22 protein-coding genes and 2 tRNA genes are annotated in these 22,078 nt (G+C 57.9%); 10 read left to right on the top strand and 14 right to left on the bottom strand.

The window, feature by feature from the left end; translation table 11 throughout:
- Window positions 1-97: 97 nt before the first annotated feature.
- Entirely contained in the window at window positions 98-1,021 is a 924-nt protein-coding gene (locus H1B31_RS02145; protein WP_009441512.1) for a DUF3829 domain-containing protein, read from the bottom strand.
- 132 nt (window positions 1,022-1,153) lie between these two features.
- Window positions 1,154-2,173 (bottom strand): hypothetical protein, encoded by a 1,020-nt coding sequence (locus H1B31_RS02140; protein WP_185980719.1) that lies wholly within the window; start codon window positions 2,171-2,173, stop codon window positions 1,154-1,156.
- A gap of 640 nt (window positions 2,174-2,813) precedes the next feature.
- Here H1B31_RS02140 and H1B31_RS02135 point away from each other — a divergent pair.
- From H1B31_RS02135 to H1B31_RS02120, 4 genes are all read left to right on the top strand, one after another.
- Window positions 2,814-4,019 (top strand): hypothetical protein, encoded by a 1,206-nt coding sequence (locus tag H1B31_RS02135; RefSeq protein ID WP_226372127.1) that lies wholly within the window; start codon window positions 2,814-2,816, stop codon window positions 4,017-4,019.
- Between the two features lie 55 nt (window positions 4,020-4,074).
- The gene (locus H1B31_RS02130; protein ID WP_226372126.1) at window positions 4,075-4,599 is read left to right on the top strand and encodes a hypothetical protein; all 525 of its coding nucleotides are present in this window, start codon (window positions 4,075-4,077) and stop codon (window positions 4,597-4,599) included.
- An 87-nt stretch (window positions 4,600-4,686) separates the two neighbouring features.
- Window positions 4,687-4,762 (top strand) — tRNA-Thr (locus H1B31_RS02125).
- Between the two features lie 123 nt (window positions 4,763-4,885).
- Window positions 4,886-5,770 carry a DMT family transporter gene (locus H1B31_RS02120; RefSeq protein ID WP_185980717.1) on the top strand — a complete coding sequence of 295 codons (885 nt, stop codon included), beginning with the start codon at window positions 4,886-4,888 and terminating at the stop codon, window positions 5,768-5,770.
- A 165-nt stretch (window positions 5,771-5,935) separates the two neighbouring features.
- On the opposite strand, the gene H1B31_RS02115 is transcribed toward H1B31_RS02120, so the two are convergent.
- From H1B31_RS02115 to H1B31_RS02090, 6 genes are all read right to left on the bottom strand, one after another.
- Window positions 5,936-6,667 (bottom strand): NAD-dependent protein deacylase, encoded by a 732-nt coding sequence (locus tag H1B31_RS02115; protein ID WP_185980716.1) that lies wholly within the window; start codon window positions 6,665-6,667, stop codon window positions 5,936-5,938.
- A gap of 359 nt (window positions 6,668-7,026) precedes the next feature.
- Window positions 7,027-8,952: a TonB-dependent receptor plug domain-containing protein gene (locus H1B31_RS02110; protein WP_185980715.1), complete on the bottom strand. Its 1,926-nt coding sequence runs from the start codon at window positions 8,950-8,952 to the stop codon at window positions 7,027-7,029.
- A gap of 12 nt (window positions 8,953-8,964) precedes the next feature.
- On the bottom strand, window positions 8,965-9,999 hold the full coding sequence (locus H1B31_RS02105; RefSeq protein ID WP_185980714.1) for an ABC transporter substrate-binding protein: 1,035 nt from the start codon (window positions 9,997-9,999) through the stop codon (window positions 8,965-8,967).
- Window positions 9,996-10,769 carry an ABC transporter ATP-binding protein gene (locus H1B31_RS02100; protein WP_185980713.1) on the bottom strand — a complete coding sequence of 258 codons (774 nt, stop codon included), beginning with the start codon at window positions 10,767-10,769 and terminating at the stop codon, window positions 9,996-9,998. Before H1B31_RS02100 ends, H1B31_RS02105 begins: the two co-directional genes overlap by 4 nt.
- Window positions 10,766-11,791 (bottom strand): FecCD family ABC transporter permease, encoded by a 1,026-nt coding sequence (locus H1B31_RS02095; RefSeq protein WP_404828683.1) that lies wholly within the window; start codon window positions 11,789-11,791, stop codon window positions 10,766-10,768. Before H1B31_RS02095 ends, H1B31_RS02100 begins: the two co-directional genes overlap by 4 nt.
- Window positions 11,792-11,959: 168 nt before the next feature.
- A complete protein-coding gene (locus H1B31_RS02090; protein ID WP_185980711.1) occupies window positions 11,960-12,592 on the bottom strand; it encodes a PdaC/SigV domain-containing protein in 633 nt (210 codons plus the stop codon).
- Between the two features lie 251 nt (window positions 12,593-12,843).
- Here H1B31_RS02090 and H1B31_RS02085 point away from each other — a divergent pair, with 251 nt between their 5' ends.
- Window positions 12,844-14,271 (top strand): aldehyde dehydrogenase family protein, encoded by a 1,428-nt coding sequence (locus H1B31_RS02085; RefSeq protein WP_185980710.1) that lies wholly within the window; start codon window positions 12,844-12,846, stop codon window positions 14,269-14,271.
- A 59-nt stretch (window positions 14,272-14,330) separates the two neighbouring features.
- Here the strand turns inward: H1B31_RS02085 and H1B31_RS02080 are convergent, their stop codons facing one another.
- The 5 genes from H1B31_RS02080 to H1B31_RS02060 form a co-directional block, all read right to left on the bottom strand.
- Window positions 14,331-14,819: a pyridoxamine 5'-phosphate oxidase family protein gene (locus H1B31_RS02080; protein ID WP_185980709.1), complete on the bottom strand. Its 489-nt coding sequence runs from the start codon at window positions 14,817-14,819 to the stop codon at window positions 14,331-14,333.
- A gap of 63 nt (window positions 14,820-14,882) precedes the next feature.
- Window positions 14,883-14,958 (bottom strand) — tRNA-Ala (locus H1B31_RS02075).
- Between the two features lie 65 nt (window positions 14,959-15,023).
- Window positions 15,024-16,781: a 1-deoxy-D-xylulose-5-phosphate synthase gene (locus H1B31_RS02070; protein WP_185980708.1), complete on the bottom strand. Its 1,758-nt coding sequence runs from the start codon at window positions 16,779-16,781 to the stop codon at window positions 15,024-15,026.
- A gap of 148 nt (window positions 16,782-16,929) precedes the next feature.
- Window positions 16,930-17,481: an NAD(P)H-dependent oxidoreductase gene (locus H1B31_RS02065; RefSeq protein WP_185980707.1), complete on the bottom strand. Its 552-nt coding sequence runs from the start codon at window positions 17,479-17,481 to the stop codon at window positions 16,930-16,932.
- Window positions 17,482-17,484: 3 nt separating this feature from the next.
- Window positions 17,485-19,242 carry a 1-deoxy-D-xylulose-5-phosphate synthase gene (locus tag H1B31_RS02060; protein ID WP_185980706.1) on the bottom strand — a complete coding sequence of 586 codons (1,758 nt, stop codon included), beginning with the start codon at window positions 19,240-19,242 and terminating at the stop codon, window positions 17,485-17,487.
- A gap of 170 nt (window positions 19,243-19,412) precedes the next feature.
- Here H1B31_RS02060 and H1B31_RS02055 point away from each other — a divergent pair, with 170 nt between their 5' ends.
- The 3 genes from H1B31_RS02055 (at window position 19,413) to H1B31_RS02045 (ending at window position 20,626) form a co-directional block, all read left to right on the top strand.
- Window positions 19,413-19,976 carry an acyl-CoA thioesterase gene (locus tag H1B31_RS02055; RefSeq protein WP_185980705.1) on the top strand — a complete coding sequence of 188 codons (564 nt, stop codon included), beginning with the start codon at window positions 19,413-19,415 and terminating at the stop codon, window positions 19,974-19,976.
- Window positions 19,977-20,106: 130 nt separating this feature from the next.
- Window positions 20,107-20,376 (top strand): type II toxin-antitoxin system RelB/DinJ family antitoxin, encoded by a 270-nt coding sequence (locus H1B31_RS02050; protein WP_009441494.1) that lies wholly within the window; start codon window positions 20,107-20,109, stop codon window positions 20,374-20,376.
- Complete coding sequence (locus H1B31_RS02045) at window positions 20,369-20,626, top strand: Txe/YoeB family addiction module toxin (protein WP_185980704.1); 258 nt, start codon at window positions 20,369-20,371, stop codon at window positions 20,624-20,626. Before H1B31_RS02050 ends, H1B31_RS02045 begins: the two co-directional genes overlap by 8 nt.
- Here the strand turns inward: H1B31_RS02045 and H1B31_RS02040 are convergent.
- The gene (locus H1B31_RS02040) at window positions 20,617-21,105 is read right to left on the bottom strand and encodes a methylated-DNA--[protein]-cysteine S-methyltransferase (RefSeq protein ID WP_185980703.1); all 489 of its coding nucleotides are present in this window, start codon (window positions 21,103-21,105) and stop codon (window positions 20,617-20,619) included. The two genes, H1B31_RS02045 and H1B31_RS02040, sit on opposite strands and share 10 nt — an antisense overlap.
- A 124-nt stretch (window positions 21,106-21,229) precedes the next feature.
- Between H1B31_RS02040 and H1B31_RS02035 the strand changes: the two genes are divergently transcribed.
- Window positions 21,230-21,433, top strand: a complete 204-nt coding sequence (locus H1B31_RS02035) for a Clp protease (RefSeq protein WP_185980702.1) — start codon at window positions 21,230-21,232, stop codon at window positions 21,431-21,433.
- Window positions 21,408-22,013 carry an ATPase gene (locus H1B31_RS02030; protein ID WP_185980701.1) on the top strand — a complete coding sequence of 202 codons (606 nt, stop codon included), beginning with the start codon at window positions 21,408-21,410 and terminating at the stop codon, window positions 22,011-22,013. The genes H1B31_RS02035 and H1B31_RS02030 overlap by 26 nt, the downstream gene beginning before the upstream one ends.
- The last annotated feature ends 65 nt before the right edge of the window (window positions 22,014-22,078 follow it).

Below are 22,078 nucleotides of genomic sequence, written 5' to 3'. Positions count from 1 at the left end.
ATAAAACGCTCCTTTCTTTGCTCAAAGAAATGCGCGTGTTTTCTGCATTCTCATCATACCATAAATTTTCCCGCGCGTATAGGGGGGAGAAGTCATATTACTTCTTCTTGTCCAGCTCGGCGAGATCGAGGTTCGAGGAGGAGCGCACGAAGTCGTTGAAGTCGTCCACGACCTCGTTGCCGTCTTCCTGCCCTGCGACATAGCTGCGGAACGTGCCGATGAAGCGGTTGAGGCTCGACTTGTACGTGGCGAGCGAGGGGATGTCCGGCACCTTCGGGACGAGCGCGTTGATCTCGGCGATCTTCGCCTCGGCAGCGGCGTTATCGATCTGCTCCTGATCGAGCATGTCCGCGAGCTCACGCACCTTCATGTTCAGCTCGAGGAATGCTGCCGCGTTCACTCGACCCTCCTTGCGCATATCCTCGAGGCGGGCGAGCTGCACTTCCTTGAAATGTGTCGTGACGGCGGCGTCGAACTTGTCATACGCAGGCTCGAATGCGTCATAGAGCGGGAGGTACTGCGCGATCATCTGCGTGCCTGCCGCATAGTCGTCCGCCAAATATCCCTTGGAGGAGTAGTAGGACTCCATCTTCTCTGAGAGCGGGGCGAGATCCTTGAGGATTGCAAGCACGGCGTCCGCCTCTGCGTCGATGTCCTTGTAGACGCCCGCCGTCTTCGGGTTCGCGCGTGCTTCCTCGAGCGCTTTTTTCAGCTCACTGAAATGTGGGAGGGAGACGTAGGTCATGCGCTTGCCGCTGCGCATATCCTCGAGCGAGGGCGTGAGGGCGTAGTCGAACGTGACGATGTGGCGGTTGTAGTCGTTCGTCGCGTCGAGGTAGGGCGAGATGGCATCCACCTTGTCCTCGGTCGTGCTGCCGCCGAGCAGTGCACTCACAGCTGCGGCGGGGTCTTCGCCCTTGCTCTCATCGCTGCCAAAGCAGCCCGTAAGGAGCACGGCAGGTGCACAGAGGAGACCGCCGACGGCGAGGATGGAGAGTGTACGACGCATGGGATGAAACATGTGAATCCTCCTTAATATAGGCCATAAAACAAACGGGGCGATGTGCCCCGCACCTAGCAAAGTATAGCGGAAGGGGCTGGCGCTTGTCAAAGCAGGACAAAAGGCTCTGCAGTGTGTTTGCCGTTTCGCTGCCTACGGAACGACCACGACGCCCCAGCTGTGCGCGCCGCCGTCCCCGTGCACGCGATGGCGGCGCTCCTGCTCGGCTCTGCGCTCGGCGCGGCGCAGGCGCATCCACAGCGTATCGTCCGTCTTGTCCGAGGCATCCCACGCGCTCATGAGGTCGCTGACGGCATCCTCCCAGCGTCCCGCATCGTACGCGATCAGCCCGCGGTACTCGTAGAGGCGCCAGATCGGGTACGTGCCGTTCGTGTGCGGCGTGCGCTCCGCTGCGTCGAAGTCCGCGCGTGCGAGGCGTGGGCTCCGTTGGTCGTAGTAGGCGCGTCCGCGCAGAACGTAGGCGTAGGCGCGCGCGTCGCCCGTGACACTCGGATCCTGCAGCAGCAGGGAGAGGTCGGCGACGGCGTGTGCGTACTCTCCGCGCATGATCATCGCCTCCACATCCGCGAAGATGGTCGGGGTGGGAGTGGGCTCATGGGAGCGCGGCTCCTCTCCATAGACGGGCACAGAAACGCCGCCCGTCTCGCCATAGATGGGGGCGGGCGGGATAAGGACTGCGCCGCGCGGCATCGTCGGGCGGCTGCGCAGATCGTTGTTCTCGCGCTGCAGGGCGTCGCGCTCCCGCGTCAGGCGCGCCAGCTCCGCCTTGTCCCGCGCGAGTGCGGCGAGGTCGATCCCATCCGTATCCACAGAGCAGACAAGGTGGACGCGATAGCGCCACGCATCGCCGACGAGCTCGGGCGTTACCTGCTCGTCGAGCACGCGCAGGACGGCGGCGGCGACCGTGCGGATCTCGTCGCGCGTCAGCGCATAGTCCTGCACCTCACTCACACTCTCGATGTAGACGCCCGCGCGCTCCGTCGCTGCGCGCATGGCTTCGTTTCGCGCGGCATCGCGCGCAGATTTCGGTGTATCGTTGTCGCCCATCATATAGATGCCGTCCGTCTCGATGATCTCGGGCGCGGCGAGCGCACCCGCAGGGATGATGAGGAAGAGCGCGCAGATGGCGGCGCACAGAATTTGTTGTAACATTGCATTCACTCCCGCCTGTATTGTTCCAAAATGTGATTAAAGTGCAGTGAAAGAGGGATTAGGTACGTGTTGAATTTTGCGCTGAAAAATTTTATATGCAGCAGGTGTTTTTCCATCGTGAGCAGAATGTATAGGGGATATTAGTTTATTAAGGAAGGGAATACATATGACTGTTTCAATGGAACGAATCGAACTGAAAACCATACCTTTTCCTTCCCCGAATGAGGGGAACGAAGAGGAATCTGTTGTCGTAAAAGTAAACCCTTTTCAAAATTTGCTTGAGATGATTACCTTTTATTATGGTGTCGCAGAGCGGAATGATCCTGATGAGCTGGATGCGTTTCTTGACAATGCGTTTTCAAAAAATAAGGATAAGTATCCTAAGCTTATCAACGCAGAGGATATTAACGATTTTATTATCTGCTCCGTTTTTGACAGTACGCTTGAGAAGAATAGTCAGAGCGAAAATGAACCGTGGATGGATTTTGATGAGGAGACTCTAAAGGAGCTGCTTCAAAAACCGTTCTTTGATGAATACAATGCCATCGTTATCCATCGAGAAAAGGATCTGTGTGATGGAGCGGAGTCCCAAAAATCAGAAGTGACGAAGCAAATGAAACCTTTCAAAAGAAACTATGGTATGCTCGAACTCTATACCTATACGAGGCTCCAAGCGCAGGCTGCATGTGCTCTTACGGAAAATCGGGCGAGCATGATGTGGCATCTATGGTGTTTTGATGACGTGATTGAGCAGCTTTATGAATGCGGCTTTTATACGTGCATCGGTCAGACATACAGGAAGTACGGCAAAGAATGGTTTTTCCGGTCAAAGATGAATGGGACGAACTTTGATCCCATCCTGTTCAAATGGGCGGCCTATGCGATATATGCCGCCCATCGTGCAGAAACGGTCGAGGACGAAAAGTTAAAACATGATCTGGTAGACCTGATGAGCGAGTTTGTCCTATCGGCGGCACTGACAGAAAAAATGTCCCTTGAAGCCGAAATCGCCCTGTGGCTGAAAAATGCGATTGTCCACTTCGATGACGAACAGGACACGCTCCTACAGGATCGGATTGCCGGGCTGGAGCATGAGAACTATCAGTTGAAAAAAGACTATGAGACCCTGCAAAAGAACTACGAGATGCTGCGTGCGCAGATTGAGGATATGCAGGAAGATCATACGCGAACGGACGATGAAAAAATCGACGCAATTCTGAAGCGAATTTACACCTTCATGCCGGAGGACATCAGCTTTGACCAGGATGCGCATCGGCTCGCAGATATCTGGGAGAGTTTTTCTCCGGCAACGCAGAAGGACATCAGAACCTCGCTCGCCCTCTACGAGAAGATGAAGACGCCCGATCTGGCTGCGCTCGTCTTTGTCAGCAGCCTGGAGCGTGAGATGAAGCGCAACTTCTTCGAGCCGTTCAAGGAGAGCGCGGCATTCAAGAAGATCAAGAATAAGTTCTGTCCCAACAAGAATTTGTTGGATGTTCATCGAGCGCTCGCGGAGATCGATCGTCATCCGACGCTCGGCAATATCCCCTTTATCAAAAAGGCGATTCTGTCTCAGCAGTCCAAGCGTGACAGTGCGGTTGTTGCAGCCTTTGCGCAGTTTCTCGGGAAGGACAGAGAGGCGTTCTGCAGCATCTGCGATGCCGTTGAGAAATATCGGCTCGGCACGAAGAAATATACGGTCGTCAAACTCCGCAACGGCCTCGCGCATGGTGACGAGGCGGTGAAGGAGGGCTGTGATGAGCGCTGCTATCATGATTTGATGAAGATGTTCTACGAGCCGCCGATTCAGATCATGTTCTCGATTATTGCACATTCCAAGAAGTAGGGGAGGTGTCTGTCCCATGTCGATCTTTTTGAAGGGCTGGAATGGAGGTATCTTGATGAAACGATTTTTTGCACTGGTGGTTGGCCTCTGCGTATTTATACTCTCGGGAGTGGCATTTGCAAACTATCCGACGTATCTGAACGGTGACCGCAATCTCATCCTGTGCGACGGGCATATGGGAGTCGCATGGTATGTTGACCGAACCTCGCTCGTTGTGCAAAAGTACGAGCCGCCGCAGTACATCATCGCGGTGAATGTCGTTACGGCGGACAGCGCCGTTGGTGATGAGCGCGACTTTTACAGCGGCGGTAAGGGCAGGATCAAGGAAGTGCGGACAATGCGCTTCTTCTATAATTGGGATCTGCGGCAAATGTACGTGGGGAAGGGCGGAGCCGATGATTGGCGGTTCATTCCTCCGACGGGCTCGTGGGCGGAGACGGGCATCTCCATGCCTGCGGGCGAGATCGCGTTTGCGCTTGCCTACAATATGCGCTTCTATGGGAGTATGCCCTTTTATGACAAGCTTCTGAAGCGCGAGGTTATGGTTTTTAACGACGATTTTTATGCGCGGATTCCGTGAGGCGCGCAGGATGAAAATTTTTCTCCGGCGGGGTTGACAGGAACGCCGCCCTCGGGTATAATTCCACTATCGCTTGTGAGGCGGTATGCTGATTTAGCTCAGTTGGTAGAGCAGCTCATTCGTAATGAGCAGGTCGTAGGTTCAAGTCCTATAATCAGCTCCATTTGAACAAAAAGGCTTTCGAGAAATCGAAAGCCTTTCTTTTTTGTGTATGCAGGAAAACAGGTGCGTGCGGCGAAGTAGGGGACAGTGGTCAAGTAAAGGCGATGGATGAAGGAGTCTTGTCATGCAGGGGCAGAAACGTGTCTATTTCTATGCGGTCAGTGCGGTCGTGATCTGGTCGACAACGGCGGCGCTGGTAAAGAGTCTCCTCTCGACGATTCCAACGTATGAGGCGCTCTTTCTGAGCACGTTTGCTGCGAGCCTGTTCCTGCTTGGCGTGCAGCTGGTGCGCGACGGTGGGCGCGTGTTTCGCACCTATGACATACGCAACTATGCGGCGATGGTGGGGCTGGGCTTCCTCGGGCTTTTCCTCTATTCGGGGCTTTACTACTATGGTCTGACGCAGCTGACCTCGCAGGAGGCCTGCATTCTCAACTTCCTTTGGCCGATGATGATCGTCCTTTTTGCGGCACTCCTTCTCGGGGAGCGGATCACGGTGCGCACCGCCGCTGCGCTGCTCCTCTCGTTCTCCGGCGTGGTGGTACTCACCCTCGGCGGGGAGGGCAGCGCCGAGGGAAATGGAATGCTCGGCGCCGCCGCCTGTCTGCTCGCGGCACTCTGCTACGGCCTTTTTTGCGTGCTGAACAAGCGGCGGAACATCGACCAGACAGTAATGATGATTATGGCATGGGGAACGACGGCAGTCTGCTCCCTGCCTATGACACTGCTCGTGGAGGAGTGGGTCTCTCTCTCGTGGACACAGTGGCTCGGCCTCTTGTGGCTCGGCGTCTTTATCGATGCCGTGGGCTATCTTTGGTGGGCGATGGCTCTGCAGGAGGCGCAGAACGCAGCAATGGTGGCGAACCTCGCCTACTTCGTCCCACTCCTCTCGCTCGTCGTCTCTGCCATAACGCTTGGTGAGGAGATGAGCAGCGCGGCGTTCCTCGCGCTCGTGCTCATCATGGGCGGGATACTGCTGCAGAGTGTAAGGCGGGGGAAGGTGCGTTGAAAAACAAAAGGAGGGCTGCTCTCGGAGCGCCCCTTCCACCGCTTACGCGGTCCCCCTCCCCCGTTGTGAACGGGGGAGGCTGAGGTTACGGTATATTGGCTTCCCCCGCCGAAGCGGGGGAAGTGGCGAGCTTGCGAGCCGATAGGGGCGCCCCAAATGAAGCCTTTATTCCTCTGGCAGCGCCTCGTGCAGCACATCCCCGATCGGTTCGCGGATGACGAGCTCGGCACGTCTGTCTGCGCGCGTCTCGCTCCTGTTGATGAGGACGAGGTGTGCCCCACGGAAATAGTCGATCAGCCCTGCCGCAGGGTAGACGATGAGCGAGGTGCCGCCGATGATGAGTGTGTCCGCCGCGCGGATCGCCGCGATCGCGCCCTCGATGGTCGCATTGTCGAGACTCTCTTCATATAATACGACATCGGGGCGGACGATACCGCCGCAGGAGCAGTGCGGCACGGGGCGATGGTGCAGGATGTAGTCGAGCTCGTAATGCGCGCCGCAGTCTGTGCAGTGTGCACGGCGGATCGAGCCGTGCAACTCGTAGACCGTCTTGGAGCCCGCTGCCTGATGGAGGCCGTCGATGTTCTGCGTTACAACCGCCGCGAGGTGTCCCTGCCGCTCAAGCTCCGCGAGGGCGTAGTGTCCCGCGTTCGGCGCGGCGGAGAGATAGACGAAGCGTCGCCGATAGAAGTCGAAGAACTCGGCGGGGTGCGCCATGAGAAAGCTGTGCGATGCCATCTGCTCGGGGGCGAACTCCCTGTGCAGCGTCTCGCTGTAGATGCCGCCAGCGCTGCGAAAGTCGGGGATGCCCGACTCGGTCGACATGCCCGCCCCGCCGAAGAACACCGCGCAGCGGCTCTCCGTGAGGATTTCTCTGAGTCTTGCAATCTTCTCCATCGTATACCTCCCTTGACAACTTTTTCGTGAATCGATATAATGAGAATACAAAAGGACGACTGGTGATTGGATCCGCCGGTCTCTCCGCAGAATTTTATGTTCTTGAAAGAGGAGCCGACGTGAACCGCGCGTACGGTTCTTTTTTCTGTTACTTCATCAGAAATATGATGTTGACTACGAGCGTTGCCGCCGCAATCAGAAGCGATAGCTTTTCAAAAAGCGTCACGCACATCACCCCCACAAAGGGAGGAAACCGACATTCACCAGTCGCTGGGTTCATTATAGCACATAGATTCGTTATGAGGAAGTGAAAACGGAGCAGATATTTGTCTGCTCCGTTTTTGTGTGCGATGGGGAAATCAGAAATTGTACGTTCCACCAAGGATGAAGTGGCGGCTCGGTGCCGCATAGCCGCCCAGGGGCGACCAAATAGACGGTGTTGCACCCATGGATTCATACGATTCATCGGTGAGGTTGACGCCCTTCAAGTAGATCTTGAAATCCTTCGTCACATGATAGTTTACGCCGAGATCAAGCGTCAGATAGCGAGAGTCGGTATAGTGTACCGTGCTGCGTCCTGTCACATAGTTGAGGTCGAGATCCGCATCCCATTTTCCCTGCGTGTAGGAGACACCGAGATTGTAGCCGTTCGGGCGTGTATTCGTCCGAAGGAAGTCCTTGGCGGGATCGGTGGAGTCGACATGCGCATAGCTGTATGCCGTGCGGATTGTCCAGTGGTCGTCGGCGCGATAGCGCGTGCTGAGTTCGAGTCCACGGCGGTATTCCGTATCGACGTTCTCGTAGTGACCCGGATTACCGCCCGTTCCGTTCACCCAGTTGAGCGCATTCTTTAGCTTGCTCCAGTAGATGCTGGCAGAGACGTTCCACTTGCGCGTGATTTGACTGTCCGCGCCAATGGTGAAGGTGTGGGATTTCTCCTGTTTGAGATCAGGATTCCCAATCCAGAAGGGCGTTCTTGCATAGCGCATCTTGAGGGACGGATTGTTGACCGCCTGCCCCCATGAGATATAGGCGTGCGTTTTGCGGTCGAACTTCTTGTTGAGGCTGATGTGCGAGGTGACATCCGTGCCGAAGTCGTTGTGATGTTCGAGGCGCGAGCCGAGCTTCAGCGAGTAACCGCGCCCGAGCTGCCAGTCGTCCTCAAGGAATAGTGCCTTTGTAACAGCAGAGGCGTCCATCGGAACATAGCCGCTGACTTCACTGATCTTCTCTTGCGACCAGAGGAAGCCGCCGATCAGCATATTCTTGTCGCCAAGCATCCAGAGCTTCTGCCCCTCGAAGGCGTTGCGGCGCAGGTCGTGACTATATTGAGAGTTAAAGCCGCCGTCCGCTGTGGACTCATTCCGATAGAAGCGTAGGAATGTGCCCTCGCCCTCCTTCTCCGAGCCGAACATATAAGTGATGCCGTAGCCCGTATCGACGATGTCTGTGCGTCCTTGATACATGGATGCACCGGTTCGCGGATTGCTCAAAAGAACGCCGTAGCCGTCGTCCGCCTCGTGGCGACTGAACTCGAGGCGCAGGCGGTCATTGCCAAGGATGCGGTCAAATCCGACATTGTAGTCCGTGCGGTTGATGTCACTGTTCTCAAAGGTGTGCTTTTCGCCATAGGCGTTCTTATATTGGAAGTTCCTGCGGCGCTCATGCGCGATGCCGACCTTGATGGTGTTCTTTTCATCGCCGCCGCTGACGTTCACCCCCGCACGCTTTTCGCCCCACGAGCCAAGCTGCATGTTGAAACTGCCGGACGGTTTTCCCGTCGTCGGACGCTTTGTGATGATGTTGATGACGCCCGAGATGGCACGTTCACCGTACAGCGAGGAGTTCGGCCCGCGTACGATCTCAATGCGCTCCACGTCGCCGATGGCGATCTGATCCACATCGACGGCGTTCGTGTCCCCACTGACGACGAGGTGATCCCAGTTGACCTTCTTGCCGTCGACCATGACGAGGACGCGCGAGTCACCGTTGATGACGGGATAGGCGGCAAAGCCCTTCTGCACGACGTTGATGTTCGCACCCTTGAGCGCATCGGAGACGCTCTTGTAGTTGCCGCGCTCGATCTGCTCCTCCGAGATCAGCGTGACATCTGCGGGTACGTCGCTGATTGCCGTCTCGCTGCGGCTTGCCGTAACGACAATGTCGTCCAGCACATAGGTCTGCACCGCATCATCCGTTGCCTCTGCGGCGCTCACGGGGAGCGCATAGCCCGTTCCGACGGTCAGCGCAGTCGCGACGAGTCCGCTCAAAATCCTTTTTCTCATCTGTATCCCTTCCTATTCATCCATGAGGGCATCCAGCCCTGCAGCTATATCCTCAAGCGCCGTGATACAGCGCCCGTTCCCATTGTTCACGTCGGAGAAATTCACGACGATGATGCGGTTCTTCCGCACAGCTTTCATATTCTGGAGGTTCGGATCGGCGCGCAGCTCTGCGCGCGCCTCCTCCTCCGAGATGTCCTTCGGATTGACGTAGATGATGACATCGGGCGCAAAGCCGAGGACGCGCTCAGGGCCAACCGAACGCATCTGACGGTCGACAATGTTGTCTGCGCCCGCCTTGCGCGCAATGTCGTCGATGATGTAGGCGGGGCCGTACATGCTGTAAAGGCTTGTCCCGTGTGACTGCAAAATCATTGCGGAGAAACGCCTCCCACGCGCCTCGGTGCGATGCTCGACAGCGGCAACACGTGCCTCAAGTCCCGCAGTATAGTCCTTTGCACGGTCTTCCACGCCGAAGATATGCCCTATATCCGCAATGAACGGATAGACCGTCTCCTCGAACGTCGGGCGTCCCTTGCGCACGGTGGCGGGCACGATGTAGGCGCCGACGCCGCGATCAAAGTACGCATACACATCGCCAAGTGCATCAGGCGTGAAGTGGTGCGACCAGCCGATGATGAGATCGGGACGCAGAGCGACGACCTCCTCGCGGCTCGGTACGTAGGGCGCGGCGAGAATCGGGAGCGCGGCATAGGCATCGGCGTATGCGGGCGGCTCTGCGCCGTAGGGCGCAATCGTGCCGATGATGCGATCCGTGAGACCTAGGTCGATCAGAAGCTCCGTCGCCCCCGGATAGGAGACGAGCACGCGCTCAGGCGTACGGGGAAGCGTGAACTCTGTCGGTCGCCCCTCACTGTCCGCCGTCGTGTAGGTGATTCCTTCGGTGATTGGCTCTGCCGCCTGTGTGCCGCGCCCGTCTCGCATGGAGAGTGCGAGGACGAGTACAGCGCACGCGAGAAAGGGCAGGAGCCTCAGGGCGTTGCCCATGCGTTTCAAGGTGCGCCCCGAATTCTGCTGTGCGCCGCTCATTGCAGCTGCTCCGTACGGTAGTCGACGAGTGGCAGCCCCGCAGCGTCGTAGGTCACATTCGCATTTACGCCGTAGATGTGTGCGAGCATTTCCGCCGTGATGATCTCATTCGGCGTTCCGATGCGTTCAATGCGCCCCGCCTTCATGACGACAATGAGGTCGGCATACATGGCGGCGAGGTTGAGGTCGTGGAGGGCTGCGATCACGCCGATATTCAGCCCTTTGACCAGCTCTAGTATATGCAGCTGATATTTGATGTCGAGATGGTTGGTCGGCTCGTCGAGGATGAGCAGCTGCGGCTCCTGTACGAGCACACGTGCGAGCATGACACGCTGCTGCTCGCCGCCCGACAGTTCATTGAAGGAGCGTGCGGCGGCGTCCGCCATGCCGACGCGTTCGAGTGCGTCGCGGACGAGCGCGTAGTCCTCCTCCGTGTCGTCCTCAAAGCTCTCCTTGTACGGGGCTCGCCCCATGAGGGCGATCTCCTCGACGCTGAAATCGAAGTCGACGGCGTGGAACTGTCCCATGACGCCGATCTCCTGCGCCGCCGCGCGCAGTGGAATGTCTGCGAGTGGGGTGTCGTCCATCGTGACGCGCCCCTCCTGTACCCTGTGCACGCGGTAGAGATGCTTGAGCAGGGTGGACTTGCCGCAGCCGTTCGGCCCGAGCAGTGCGACAAAGCGGTCGGTCGGGAGGTCTGCGGTGATGCCGTGGAGGATTTCCTTGGCGCCGATGCGGAATTTCAGATTTTCGATGTGGATTGGTTTCATCGCGAACCTCCGAAATTCCCGCTGCTGCCGAAGAGCAGCTTCATGAAGAGCGGCGCGCCGATGAGTGCGGTGATGATGCCGATGGGCAGATCGCCCGCGGGCAGGAGGGTGCGCGCGAGGAGGTCGGCGACAACGAGGAAGATGGCGCCGACGAGGAGCGCGGCGGGGAGCAGTCGGCGATGCGATGCGCCCGTGAAGGAGCGCACGAGATGCGGGACGACGAGTCCGACGAAGCCGATGATGCCGCAGGTTGCGACGAGGACGCCCGTGAGGAGGGCGAGCAGACCCATGTAGAGGCGGCGCTTTGCACTCGCGTCGATGCCGAGCGTCACGGCAAGCTCCTCGCCGAGGAGCAGCACGTCGAGTGTGCGCAGCTGTGAGAGGAAGTAAACGACGAGCCCCGTGACGATGAGGACGGGCAGGAAGAGGCTGTGCCACTTTGCATCGGCGAGCGAGCCCATCGTCCAGAACGCCGCCGACTGCATGCCCTCCGCATCCGCCGCCATGTAGACGATGAAATTCGTTGCCGCCACGCAGAGTGCGCTGATCGCCGCACCCGCGAGCACGAGCTTCACCGTCGAGACGCGGCGGTGCATCCCTGCGAGCATGAGCACGGCGAGTGTGGCGAGGATTGCGCCGAGGAAAGCGCAGCCCGGCACGCCAAAGGGGATTGCCGCCGTCCCAATGAGGATCGCGAGTGTCGCGCCGACGGATGCGCCCGAGGCAATGCCGAGGATGAACGGCTCTGCGAGGGGATTCTGCACACTCGCCTGCATGACGACACCCGCAAGTGCCAGTCCCGCTCCCGCTGTCATTGCGAGCAGAACGCGCGGCACGCGCAGCGACCAGATGATGTCTGTGATGGCGGGATCGACTACAGGGACGCTCCCCGCCAGCTTCGCCGTGATGACGGCGAGTGTATCGGCAGGTGGCACGGAGACACTGCCTGCCGATATTGCACAGACAGCTGCGAGGACGAGAAATATGGTGAGCGCGAAGGGCGAGGAGAGTAGTTGGCGGATAGGCAACGTAGGCTCCTTTCTGTGAGTACATTGAAACGTTCTTAAAAAGGAATGATATTCATGTTGAGAATACGGCATTTTATGATCGCTGTCAATGAAAATCTTTCGCAAAATAAAATCCGTCTGCACCGCGCGGGTACAGACGGGAAATGGGAGGTTTGGGAAGTGTTATGCGTCGAGGTCGATGTCGAGGACGCCCGCCGCATAGGAGGCGGCCTCATAGCGCTGAATGAGTACGTGGATGTGGCCGTCGGCATCCATGTAGATGTCCTTGGGGGCAGCTTCAAGCGGCTTATATCCCTCGGGCGCACCGTTCTTCGGCTCCGTGAGGCGGTGGTTCAGCGCGTCCAGCGTATAGCGGGCGGCATGATCCTTTCGATCTGACATTTGCTGCACGTCGTCGAGGGTGAGCGCCTTGCCGTCGGACAGGCGGAAGAGATAGCCGTGCGTGTAGGACATCGGGTGTGCCGCGCCCTCTTCGGAGATGAGTTGCTCCGTCTTCAGGCTGAGCAGGTCGTCGCCGCTGTTTGTGATCTTGTAGCTCATCTCGGCAGAGGTCTTCTTGTTGCCCATGCGTGCCATATCGATTTCCTGCATGAACGCCTTTACATCGTCCTCGATCACAGTGTTGATGCGCTGCTGTGCGTCAGCCGCGTCGGTTTGGACGATGGGATAGGTGAGGACTGCGCCCTCACTGGTCTCCTGTCCGTCAGTGACGGTCGGCATGGCGAACGCCGCACCGGAGAGCATTGCTGTCATTGCCGCGGTAAGCGCCGCAGCGCGCAGAGTTTTCTTCATCATGGTTCCTCCGTTGTTCTCTAAGGATGCGCCGACAAAATGAAGTCCGTCAGATTGGGCTGAATTTATCGGCGTTTCCTTAATTGTTATCGACGAATGATAGTGTAGCAGATCGAATGGAGGAGGGCGTAAGGATGGCGTTATATATCCGTAAAAATACGACGCCTGTGATTTCTTGATTTTTGGAAGAAGTGTCCCTATAATGAAAACAAAAAGACAGCCAACATGAAGCTTTCGAAGGGAGACCGATAATAATGAAGACCATCGAGATGTTCATTGGCGGCGTTCGGGTCGCGGGCGAGGGAACACTTCCCGTTTATCACAAGGCGACGGGCGAGGTGATCGCCGAGATCGCCGCAGCGGGCGCAGAGCATGTGCGTGCGGCAGTGGATGCGGCGGAGCGTGCCTTCCATGAGGTACAGCTCAGTCCCTACGAGCGCTATGAGATCATCATGCGTGCCGCAAATCTGATGAAGGAGCGGCGTGAGGAGTTTGCTGAGGCGCTCTCTGCCGAGGCGGGCAAGCCCATCCGCGACGCACGTGGTGAGATCGACCGCGCCTATCAGACGCTCATCCTCTCGGCGGAGGAGGCGAAGCGGCTGCGCGGGGAGACTGTGCCTCTGGCGGGCGCACCGGGCTGCGAGCGCCGCATGGCATTCACGATCCGCCGTCCACTCGGCGTCGTCTGCGCCATCACGCCGTTCAACTTCCCCGTGAATCTCGCTGCGCACAAGATCGGTCCTGCGCTCGCAGCGGGTAATACCGTCATCTACAAGCCCGCCTCTGCCACGCCGCTCACCGCATCCCTCCTCGTCGAGGTGTTTCAGGAGGCGGGATTGCCTGCGGGCTGCCTCAACCTCATCTACGGTGCGGGCAGTGCGGTCGGGAGGCTGCTCACGGCGGACGAGCGCATCCGCATGTTCTCGTTCACAGGCAGCGTCCCCGTAGGCAAGACACTGCATGAGGCGGTCGGTTTTCGCCGCATCGCCCTCGAGCTCGGCTCGAACTCCGCAAACATCGTGCACGAGGATGTGGCAGACGTTGCGTGGGTCGCCGAGCACTGCGCGCGCCATGCGTTCGTGAACGCGGGACAGGTCTGCATCTCCTGCCAGCGCGTCTATGTCGCGCGCGCGATTTACGAGGAGTTCTGCGCGGCGGCCGTCGAGGCGGCGCAGAATTTCAAGAGTGGCGACCTCATGGATGTCCACACGCAGATCGGCTCGATGATCTCGGAGCGCGAGGCGGAGCGCATCGAGGCGTGGGTCGATGAGGCGGCGGCGGCAGGTGCGCACCTCCTCGCGGGCGGACATCGGACAGGCGCGTTCTACGAGCCGACCGTGCTCACGGATGTCACGCCCGCGATGAAGGTCGTCTCCGAGGAGACCTTTGCGCCGGTCTTCAGCATCATCCCCTACGACACAATCGAGGATGCCGTACGCATGGTCAACGATACGCGCTACGGCCTGCAGGCGGGCGTCTTTACGCGCTCGCTTGCAGTCGCGAACTACTGCGCCGAGCACCTCGATGTCGGCGGCGTCGTCATCGGCGACGGTGCGACCTTCCGCATGGACAACATGCCCTACGGCGGCGTCAAGGACAGCGGCATCGGCCGCGAGGGTCCTGCCTATGCCATCCGCGAACTCACCGAGGAGAAGCTGATCGTGCTGAACGTCGAGGGATAGATGTTGTTGCTCCGTCAAAAAACGGTCACGCATATTGCGTGACCGTTTTTGTCGTTGTATTATCTTTTCTCTGTGAGGACACGTCCTTCTTTGCCCGTCATATGTGCGATGCTCATCTCAAGCATACAGAACCGCTCCCATGTACGGTCGATCATCTCGTTATGCTGCTGCTCAGTATTGTCGGGCGCGTATTTGAGGGCGAGCTTGCGGACGGCAATACGCTTTTCCTCCTCGTCCTCGATGGTGCGGATGCTGCCGAAGACAATAACGCTGCGGTATGCAGTCGTGTATTTCTCGGGGATGACCTCATCCTGATCGATCACGGCGAAGGATGCGTTCGGATTCCGCTGGATGGCGTCGATCTTATGCCCCTCGAGCGCACTGTGGAAGTAGATGTGCTCGCCGTCATAGACGTAGCTGATGGGCACGGCGTATGGGAATGCCTTGTCACCCGTGAGGGCGAGTACGCCTGCCGTTCCGCGCATAAGCACAGCCTCCGTCTCCTCTGGTGAAAGCTGCTGTACCTTGCGGCGCATTTTGTGGAACATCACGCACCTCCATATCAAAAAAAGGAGGATATCCGAATGGATTCCTCCGTATATGGTCAAAAATGGTGGAGACGAAGAGGATTGAACTCTCGACCCCCAGATTGCGAACCTGGTGCTCTCCCAGCTGAGCTACGTCCCCGTGACTGACAAGGGACATTATAGCGCGCGCGCGTGAAAAATGCAAGCCCTTTTTTCACCAAGCTCTCACGCAAGTTCCCGCAGGACATCCGCTGCGATCTGCGTGGCGGTGAGGTGGTACTCACGTGCGAGTGCCGCAGGGGTATAGCGATTGAAGAACTTCTTTGGCAGACCGTAGTTCCGCACGCGCACGCCGCCCGTACGGGCGTAGAATGCGGCGACTTTCTGCCCGAAGCCACCCGCGAGGATGCCGTCCTCGAGTGTGAGGATGAGGCTGTGCTTTTCCTTTAGTGAGTCGAGCAGCTGCTCGTCGAGTCCCGAGAGATAAAGCGGATTGATGACGGCTGCGTGAATGCCCTCGTGTGCGAGTTCCTCTGCCGCCTCGGAGGCGAGCGCGGCGAAGTTGCCGACGCCGATGAGGGCGACATCCCTGCCCTCTGTGACGACGATAGATTTGTTCAGATCTCTGTAGTCCGTGCGCACGGGATAGGGGCTCTCCTCGTAGCCAGAGAAGGGCATGCGGATCATGACGGGGTGCTCCCGCTGCTCCACTGCCCAGCGTAGGACGGCAATGTGCTCGGCGACGCTCGTCGGCGCGAGGTAGACGAGGTTCGGGATGTTCGAGAAAATGGAGATGTCGTAGAAGCCAAGGTGGGTCACGTCGGTGGAGCGGTAGAGCGATGTGCCTGTCGCGAGAAAGACGGCAGGACTGCGGTTGATCGCGACATCCTGCGCCATCTGATCGTAGGTGCGCTGGAAGAATGTGCTGTACGTGCCGAAGATCGGACGCGCGCCCGCGCGTGCAAGCCCCGACGCCATCGCGACGGCGTGCTCCTCGGCAATGCCGACGTCGACATACTGGCTCCCAAGCTCCGCTCGCTGAGCAGGGCTGAGGTTGATGCCCCCGACGATGCCCGCTGAGAGGTAGATGAAGTTCGGATTTTTCCGCGCCGTCTCGAGGACAAAGTCCACGGTTGCGGCGGCGTATGGCTCGGACGAGGCTGCCTTCTTTGCTATGCCGGTCTCAAGGTGGAAGGGGGCATGGCGGTGCCAACCCTCGGGATCGTTCTCGGCGAAGGAGAGTCCCTTGCCCTTTGTTGTGTGGATGTGGATGACGACGGGGCTTGTACTGTCCTTTTCCTCGGAGAATACGCGGATCAGCGCCTCCGCGTCGTTGCCGTCTGCGACGTAGCGGTAGCGGAGTCCCATCGCGCGGAAGAGGTTGTCCTCCGCCTGACCGTTTGTCTCGCGCAGTTCTTTGAATTTGCGGTACATACCTCCGTGGTTCTCGGAGATGGATTGATCGTTGTCATTGAATACGATGATGCAGTTCGTGCCCATCTCGCCAACGACGTTCAGTCCCTCGAGCGCCTCGCCGCCCGACATGGAGCCGTCGCCGATGATGGCGATGATGTTCTCCGTGCCGCCCGCGAGGTCACGCGCCTTTGCAAGTCCAGAGGCGAGACTGATCGAGGTTGAGGTGTGCCCAATGTTGAAGATGTCGTGTGCGCTCTCGTCCGGGTTCGTAAAGCCGGAGACGTCGTTGTACTCTGCTGCGCGCGTGTATGCGCCAGCGCGCCCCGTGAGCATCTTGTGTGGATAGCACTGGTGGGAGACATCGAAGATGATCTTGTCGCGCGGCGAATCAAAGACCGTGTGGAGTGCGATGGTCGCTTCGATGATCCCAAGGTTCGGCCCGATGTGCCCGCCGACGAGGCTCGTGCGCTCGATGAGCGCCTCGCGCATCTCCTGCGCAAGGATGCGGCGCTGCTCCGCCGTATAGCCCCGCAAGTCTCTGGGCGCGTTGATGTTTTCAAGATACAAGGGAAAAGCCCTCCATTGACATATGCTAATATCTGCACTCTATTATAGCATAAATTCTAAGAAAACGCCGATAAAATTCAAAACGTTCCGCACATAGGCAGACAAAAACCTCGGAGCGCGTGGCTCCGAGGTCTGTAAAACAGCGAAACTACATCAGGGAGGCAATCTTTTCAGCGAGGCGTTTTGCATGCGTGTGCGACACGGCTGTCATATCGGCGGCGCGCGCGGGATCGGTGCGGTCGGCGTAGGAGACACCGCCCGTGTAGACATAGCCCTCGTAGATCATGCCCGTGAGCCCTGCCGTCTGAACAAAGCGCCCCGTCAGCGCATCCACGGGGAATGCCGCGTCATACGCGCTCTCAGGTGCGCCCGTGGTAAAGGACAGCACGAGTTTCTTGCCCACGAGTGCCTTGCCCTGCGAGCCGTGCGAGAAGCCGCGCACGAAGACATCCTCCATCCACTTTGCGAGCAGTGCCGGCATGCTGTACCAGAAGATCGGGAACTGCAGAACGATGACGTCCGCATTCCGGAGTTTGTCCTGCTCCGCCGGAACGTCGATGCGGTAGTCCGGATAGAGCGCACTGAGGTCGTCGATGACAGCGCTTGGCAGCTGCTCCGCCAGATCGGCAAGGATGATCTTGTTCGCGAATGAGTCGCTTGCGAGGTCGGGATGTCCTGAGACGATGAGAACGTTTTTCATAGATTATCCTTTCAATGCAAAGAGCGTATCTGCTACGATCTGTTCGGCAGTGAGGTGATACTCCCGTGCGAGTTCGGATGCACTGTAGCGGTCGTGGAACTCCTTTGAGAGCCCGTAGTTACGGACACGGATCTGCGTGTCCATGCCGTAGTACGCGGCGATCTTCTGTCCGAATCCGCCGTCGAGGATGCCGTCCTCGAGCGTGAGGATGAGGCGGTGCTTTTCCTTGAGGCGGTCAAGGAGGGCGGTGTCGAGACCCGAGAGAAAGATCGGATTGATGACGGTTGCCTTGATCCCCTCTGCCTCAAGCTGTGCGGCGGCAGCGCCCGCAAGCGCGGCAAAGTTGCCCGCACCGATGAGGGCGACATCTGCGCCCTCCTGCACGACCTGATACTTGTTGAGGTCGCTGTAGTCTGTGCGCACGGGGTAGGGGCTTTCCTCATAGCCGCCGACCGGCATGCGGATCATGACGGGATGGCGCGTCTGCTCCACCGACCAGCGCAGCACGGCCATGTATTCGTCGAGGCTCGCGGGTGCGAGGAAGACGAGGTTCGGGATGTTCGCAAAGATGGGGATGTCGAAGAAGCCGAGGTGCGTCACATCGTTCATATAGTAGATGGACGCGCCGACGGAGAGAAAGACGGCGGGGCTGTTGTTGACCGCGACATCCTGCGCCATCTGATCGTAGACGCGCTGGAAGAATGTGCTGTACGTGCCGAAGATCGGACGTGCGCCGCCGCGTGCAAGTCCCGATGCCATCGCGACCGCGTGCTCCTCGGCGATGCCCACGTCGACGTACTGATTGCCAAGTTCCGCGCGATCCTTGGGTGAGAGTCCAATGCCGCCCATCGTGCCGGCCGCGAGAAAGACGAAGTTCGGATTCGTCTTTGCCTGCTCTTTGAGGAAGTCCTTGGTCGCCTCCTGATACGGGTCGGTGTACGGATGCTTCAGCGCACCCGTCTCGATGTCGAATGGCATACGATAGTGCCACGTCTCTGGATCCTCCTCGGCGAACTGGTATCCCTTGCCCTTCTGCGTGACGATATGCACAACGACGGGCTTTGTACTGTTCTTGACCGCAGAGAACGCCGCAATCAGTGCCTCGCAGTCGTTGCCGTCCGCCACATAGCGGTAGTCGAGTCCCATCGCGCGGAAGAGGTTGTCCTCCGCTGTGCCGTTTGTCTCGCGCAGCTCCTTGAACGTGCGGTACATCCCGCCGTGGTTCTCTGCGATGGAATGCCCGTTGTCGTTGAATACAATGATGAAGTTCGTCTCCATCTCACCGACAACGTTCAGCCCCTCAAGTGCCTCGCCGCCCGACATGGAGCCGTCGCCGATGAGGGCGATGATGTTCTCCCTGCGCCCCGCGAGATCCCGCGCCTTTGCAAGCCCCGAGGCGAGACTGATCGAGGTCGACGTGTGGCCGACGTTGAAGAAGTCGTGCGGGCTTTCCTCCGGATTCGTATAGCCCGACACCTCGTCGTACTGCGCCTCGTTGATGTACGCCTCCACGCGCCCCGTCAGCATCTTGTGCGGGTAGCACTGGTGTGATACGTCATAGATGATCTTGTCCGTAGGCGAGTCAAAGACCGTGTGCAGTGCGATGACCGCCTCGATGATGCCGAAGTCCGGACCGAAATGCCCGCCGTGAATGCTTGCACGCTTTAGGAGTGCGTCGCGCATCTCCTGCGCGAGCATCGTGCGCTGTGCCACCGTATAGCTCTTGATGTCGGCGGGCGATGTGATCGTTTCCAAATACATAGAGATCCCTCCCCTTGGGGGCAACTGCGCCCCATTCCCTTTGCCTAAGCAGGATTATATCATCTGCGCGTATGCGGCTGTCAAGGGAATGTATCCGATGCAACGGATTATTTTCAGCAAAGTATGGTAAAGTGAAGGCTCTGAAAAAATATTTTGATGGGGGCATATAAATGAAAGAATGCAAGATGAAGGACAGTCGCATCGTTATCAGCGAGGTTATGATGCCCAGTCAGGCGAACCCGAACGGGAATGTGCATGGCGGCGAGATTATGAAGTTGATGGATTCGGCGGCGTACGCGGCGGCGCGGCGGTATGCACGGTCGAACGTCGTGACGGCACGCGTGGACGAGCTGGAGTTCCACCTGCCCATCCGCATCGGCGACCTTGTCGTTGTGACGGCAGACATCGTCTATGTCGGGCACAGCTCGATGGAGGTCGCCGTCAACGTCATCGTCGAGGATCTGGACGACGGCGGCGATCCGCAGCTCGGCCTCTCGGCATACTTCACCATGGTCGCACTCGACCGCAACGCACGGCCGAAGTCCGTGCCGCCGCTCATGCTCGATACCGAGGAGGCGCGTGCCGCGTTCGAGGAGGGGAAGCGCCGCTACGCAGAGCACAAGGCACGCAAGCGCGGCGCGGTCGCGCCCGCAGGCGGCTGCGTCTGTGAGGCCATTGCGCAACAGGCGAAGGCGGCAAACACCGCGCACACGCCAAACGAAGCGAAGAAGTAAAAACAGCACTTCGCATATTGTAAACGAAAAACGCAGCTTCGTGCGAGGGCTGCGTTTTCTTGTGTGGGGGAGAATTTTTGTGGTATAATGAATGCAGCATTTGGCGGATATATGATAGGAAGTGATACAGATGGCGCAGGATGTTATGGTGCGTATGGATGATGATTTGTCGATGCGTCTGCATGAAGTTTGTGACGAGATCGGGTTGCCTATTTCCACCGCATTTCTGATTTTTGCGAAGCGCGTCGCACGAGATCGCAAAATCCCATTTGAACTCTCTGCGGAACCGGATCCGTTCTACTCGGAAAGCAATATGGCACACCTGCGTCGGGGAATTGCCCAGCTCAATGCCGGCCGGGGCGTGCAGCATGACTTGATTGAGGTAGCAGACGGTGAATAAGACATGGTCGGATGAGGCGTGGGAGGATTATATCGGCTGGCAGTCAGAGGACAGGAAGACGCTGAAACGGATCAATCTCCTGCTCAAGGATGTGGAGCGACATCCGTTTGACGGCGTTGGAAAACCGGAACCGCTCAAGGGTGAGCTCGGTGGGTTTTGGAGCAGAAGAATTGACGAAAAGAATCGACTGATCTATCGCATTGTCCCAAATGGATTGGAAATTCTTTCCTGCAAAGGACATTATGAATAAAAACCCTCCGTCCGCAGCAAATACTCCTTCTTATCGAGTCCGCCCGCATAGCCCGTGAGGCTGCCGTCCGCACCGATCACACGGTGACATGGGATGAGGATGGAGATCGGATTGCGCCCGACCGCGCCGCCGACCGCCTGTGCCGACATTCGCTTTTTCGTTTCTTCTTCGAGGCGGCGTGCGATCGCGCCATAGGTCGTCGTTTCTCCGAATGGGATAGTCTGCAGGATTGCCCATACCGACATCTGAAACGCCGTGCCTGTGGGATTGAGCGCAGGGCTGAAGTCCGGCTCCTTGCCGGCGAAATATAGATCGAGCCAACGCATGGCCTCTCCGAATACGGGGAGGTCTTTTTTGTGCGCTGCCGAAAGATCGGGGAAATCCCTCTCCCCATCGAAGTACAGCCCCGTGAGTGCGATGCCGTCACTTGTGAGCGTAATCCCGCCGAGCGGGGAATTGTAGTGTGCTGTGTAGATCATGGGCGTTCTCCTGTCAGTTGATGTAGTTCTATTATAAGGGAAATAATTGCGCTGTGATAGTCCCCCGTGTGTTTTCAATCAAAATATGATATAGTGAAAGAAAGATACCGAAGGAGGCTGCACGATGGCGACAACGGAGATGACGGATGATATGGTTGTGCAGGGGGCTCGCGCGGCGGTGCGTATTGCACTGGCGAAGAACAAGGCAAGAGGCGTGTCGAGTGTTGTTTACGACCGCAAGACGAAGACACTCTATGAGATCAGGAGCGATGGGCAGCGTGTGCCTATACGAGCAGAATGTGATGGAAAACGTGCAGAAGAAGCCTGAAATCATCGTTTTTGCGGGGCCGAACGGATCGGGCAAGAGCACGTTTACAGAAATTCTGCGTCCTCCTCAGATGGATTATATCAACGCGGATGAGATTAAGAAAAACCTCAAGTGTGATGATCTTGAAGCGGCGCAGACTGCCGAACGGCAGCGAGAGGCATGTCTTTCTGACAAGAGAGAGTTCTGTTTTGAGACCGTACTTTCCACGTCGCGTAATTTGAACCTTTTGAAACGTGCGCGGGAAATGGGCTATTTTATTCGCTGTTACTATGTTCTGACCATAGACCCGATTATCAATGTCTATCGTGTAAAAGCGCGCGTGGCATCGGGCGGGCACGATGTTCCCAAGGAGAAGATCTATGCGCGCTATGATCGCGCAATGGCTCTCGTTCCAGAGATCATTGCCGTAAGTGATATTTGCCACATCTATGACAACTCAGAGGAGGAGCCGTTTCGTATCTTCAAGAAGCGGAAGGATGAATACTTTTACGATGAATGCGATGACTGGCAGAGGGAAGACATTACGGCTCTTACGGGGATAACGGAGATGGAGCAGAAAGACTTGAATCAGCGCGGATAAAATATTTATACATAACAAAAGGGCGGATCGTGAAGGAAGATTTCACGGTCTGCCCTGTTTTATAC

It is taken from the genome of Selenomonas timonae, from assembly GCF_014250475.1.
GTDB classification, from domain to species: Bacteria; Bacillota; Negativicutes; order Selenomonadales; family Selenomonadaceae; genus Centipeda; species Centipeda timonae.
Note: the sequence above shows the minus strand (reverse complement) of the source record. Positions and strands in the feature narration are given on the sequence as shown.

Excerpts from the sequence above, each read along its gene's own strand:
- H1B31_RS02145 (WP_009441512.1), bottom strand. The coding sequence starts at position 1,021 with ATGTTTCATCCCATGCGTCGTACACTCTCCATCCTCGCCGTCGGCGGT.
- H1B31_RS02140 (WP_185980719.1), bottom strand. The coding sequence starts at position 2,173 with ATGTTACAACAAATTCTGTGCGCCGCCATCTGCGCGCTCTTCCTCATC.
- H1B31_RS02135 (WP_226372127.1), top strand. The coding sequence starts at position 2,814 with ATGCTCGAACTCTATACCTATACGAGGCTCCAAGCGCAGGCTGCATGT.
- H1B31_RS02130 (WP_226372126.1), top strand. The coding sequence starts at position 4,075 with ATGAAACGATTTTTTGCACTGGTGGTTGGCCTCTGCGTATTTATACTC.
- H1B31_RS02120 (WP_185980717.1), top strand. The coding sequence starts at position 4,886 with ATGCAGGGGCAGAAACGTGTCTATTTCTATGCGGTCAGTGCGGTCGTG.
- H1B31_RS02115 (WP_185980716.1), bottom strand. The coding sequence starts at position 6,667 with ATGGAGAAGATTGCAAGACTCAGAGAAATCCTCACGGAGAGCCGCTGC.
- H1B31_RS02110 (WP_185980715.1), bottom strand. The coding sequence starts at position 8,952 with ATGAGAAAAAGGATTTTGAGCGGACTCGTCGCGACTGCGCTGACCGTC.
- H1B31_RS02105 (WP_185980714.1), bottom strand. The coding sequence starts at position 9,999 with ATGAGCGGCGCACAGCAGAATTCGGGGCGCACCTTGAAACGCATGGGC.
- H1B31_RS02100 (WP_185980713.1), bottom strand. The coding sequence starts at position 10,769 with ATGAAACCAATCCACATCGAAAATCTGAAATTCCGCATCGGCGCCAAG.
- H1B31_RS02090 (WP_185980711.1), bottom strand. The coding sequence starts at position 12,592 with ATGATGAAGAAAACTCTGCGCGCTGCGGCGCTTACCGCGGCAATGACA.
- H1B31_RS02085 (WP_185980710.1), top strand. The coding sequence starts at position 12,844 with ATGAAGACCATCGAGATGTTCATTGGCGGCGTTCGGGTCGCGGGCGAG.
- H1B31_RS02080 (WP_185980709.1), bottom strand. The coding sequence starts at position 14,819 with ATGTTCCACAAAATGCGCCGCAAGGTACAGCAGCTTTCACCAGAGGAG.
- H1B31_RS02065 (WP_185980707.1), bottom strand. The coding sequence starts at position 17,481 with ATGAAAAACGTTCTCATCGTCTCAGGACATCCCGACCTCGCAAGCGAC.
- H1B31_RS02060 (WP_185980706.1), bottom strand. The coding sequence starts at position 19,242 with ATGTATTTGGAAACGATCACATCGCCCGCCGACATCAAGAGCTATACG.
- H1B31_RS02055 (WP_185980705.1), top strand. The coding sequence starts at position 19,413 with ATGAAAGAATGCAAGATGAAGGACAGTCGCATCGTTATCAGCGAGGTT.
- H1B31_RS02050 (WP_009441494.1), top strand. The coding sequence starts at position 20,107 with ATGGCGCAGGATGTTATGGTGCGTATGGATGATGATTTGTCGATGCGT.
- H1B31_RS02040 (WP_185980703.1), bottom strand. The coding sequence starts at position 21,105 with ATGATCTACACAGCACACTACAATTCCCCGCTCGGCGGGATTACGCTC.
- H1B31_RS02035 (WP_185980702.1), top strand. The coding sequence starts at position 21,230 with ATGGCGACAACGGAGATGACGGATGATATGGTTGTGCAGGGGGCTCGC.
- H1B31_RS02030 (WP_185980701.1), top strand. The coding sequence starts at position 21,408 with ATGGAAAACGTGCAGAAGAAGCCTGAAATCATCGTTTTTGCGGGGCCG.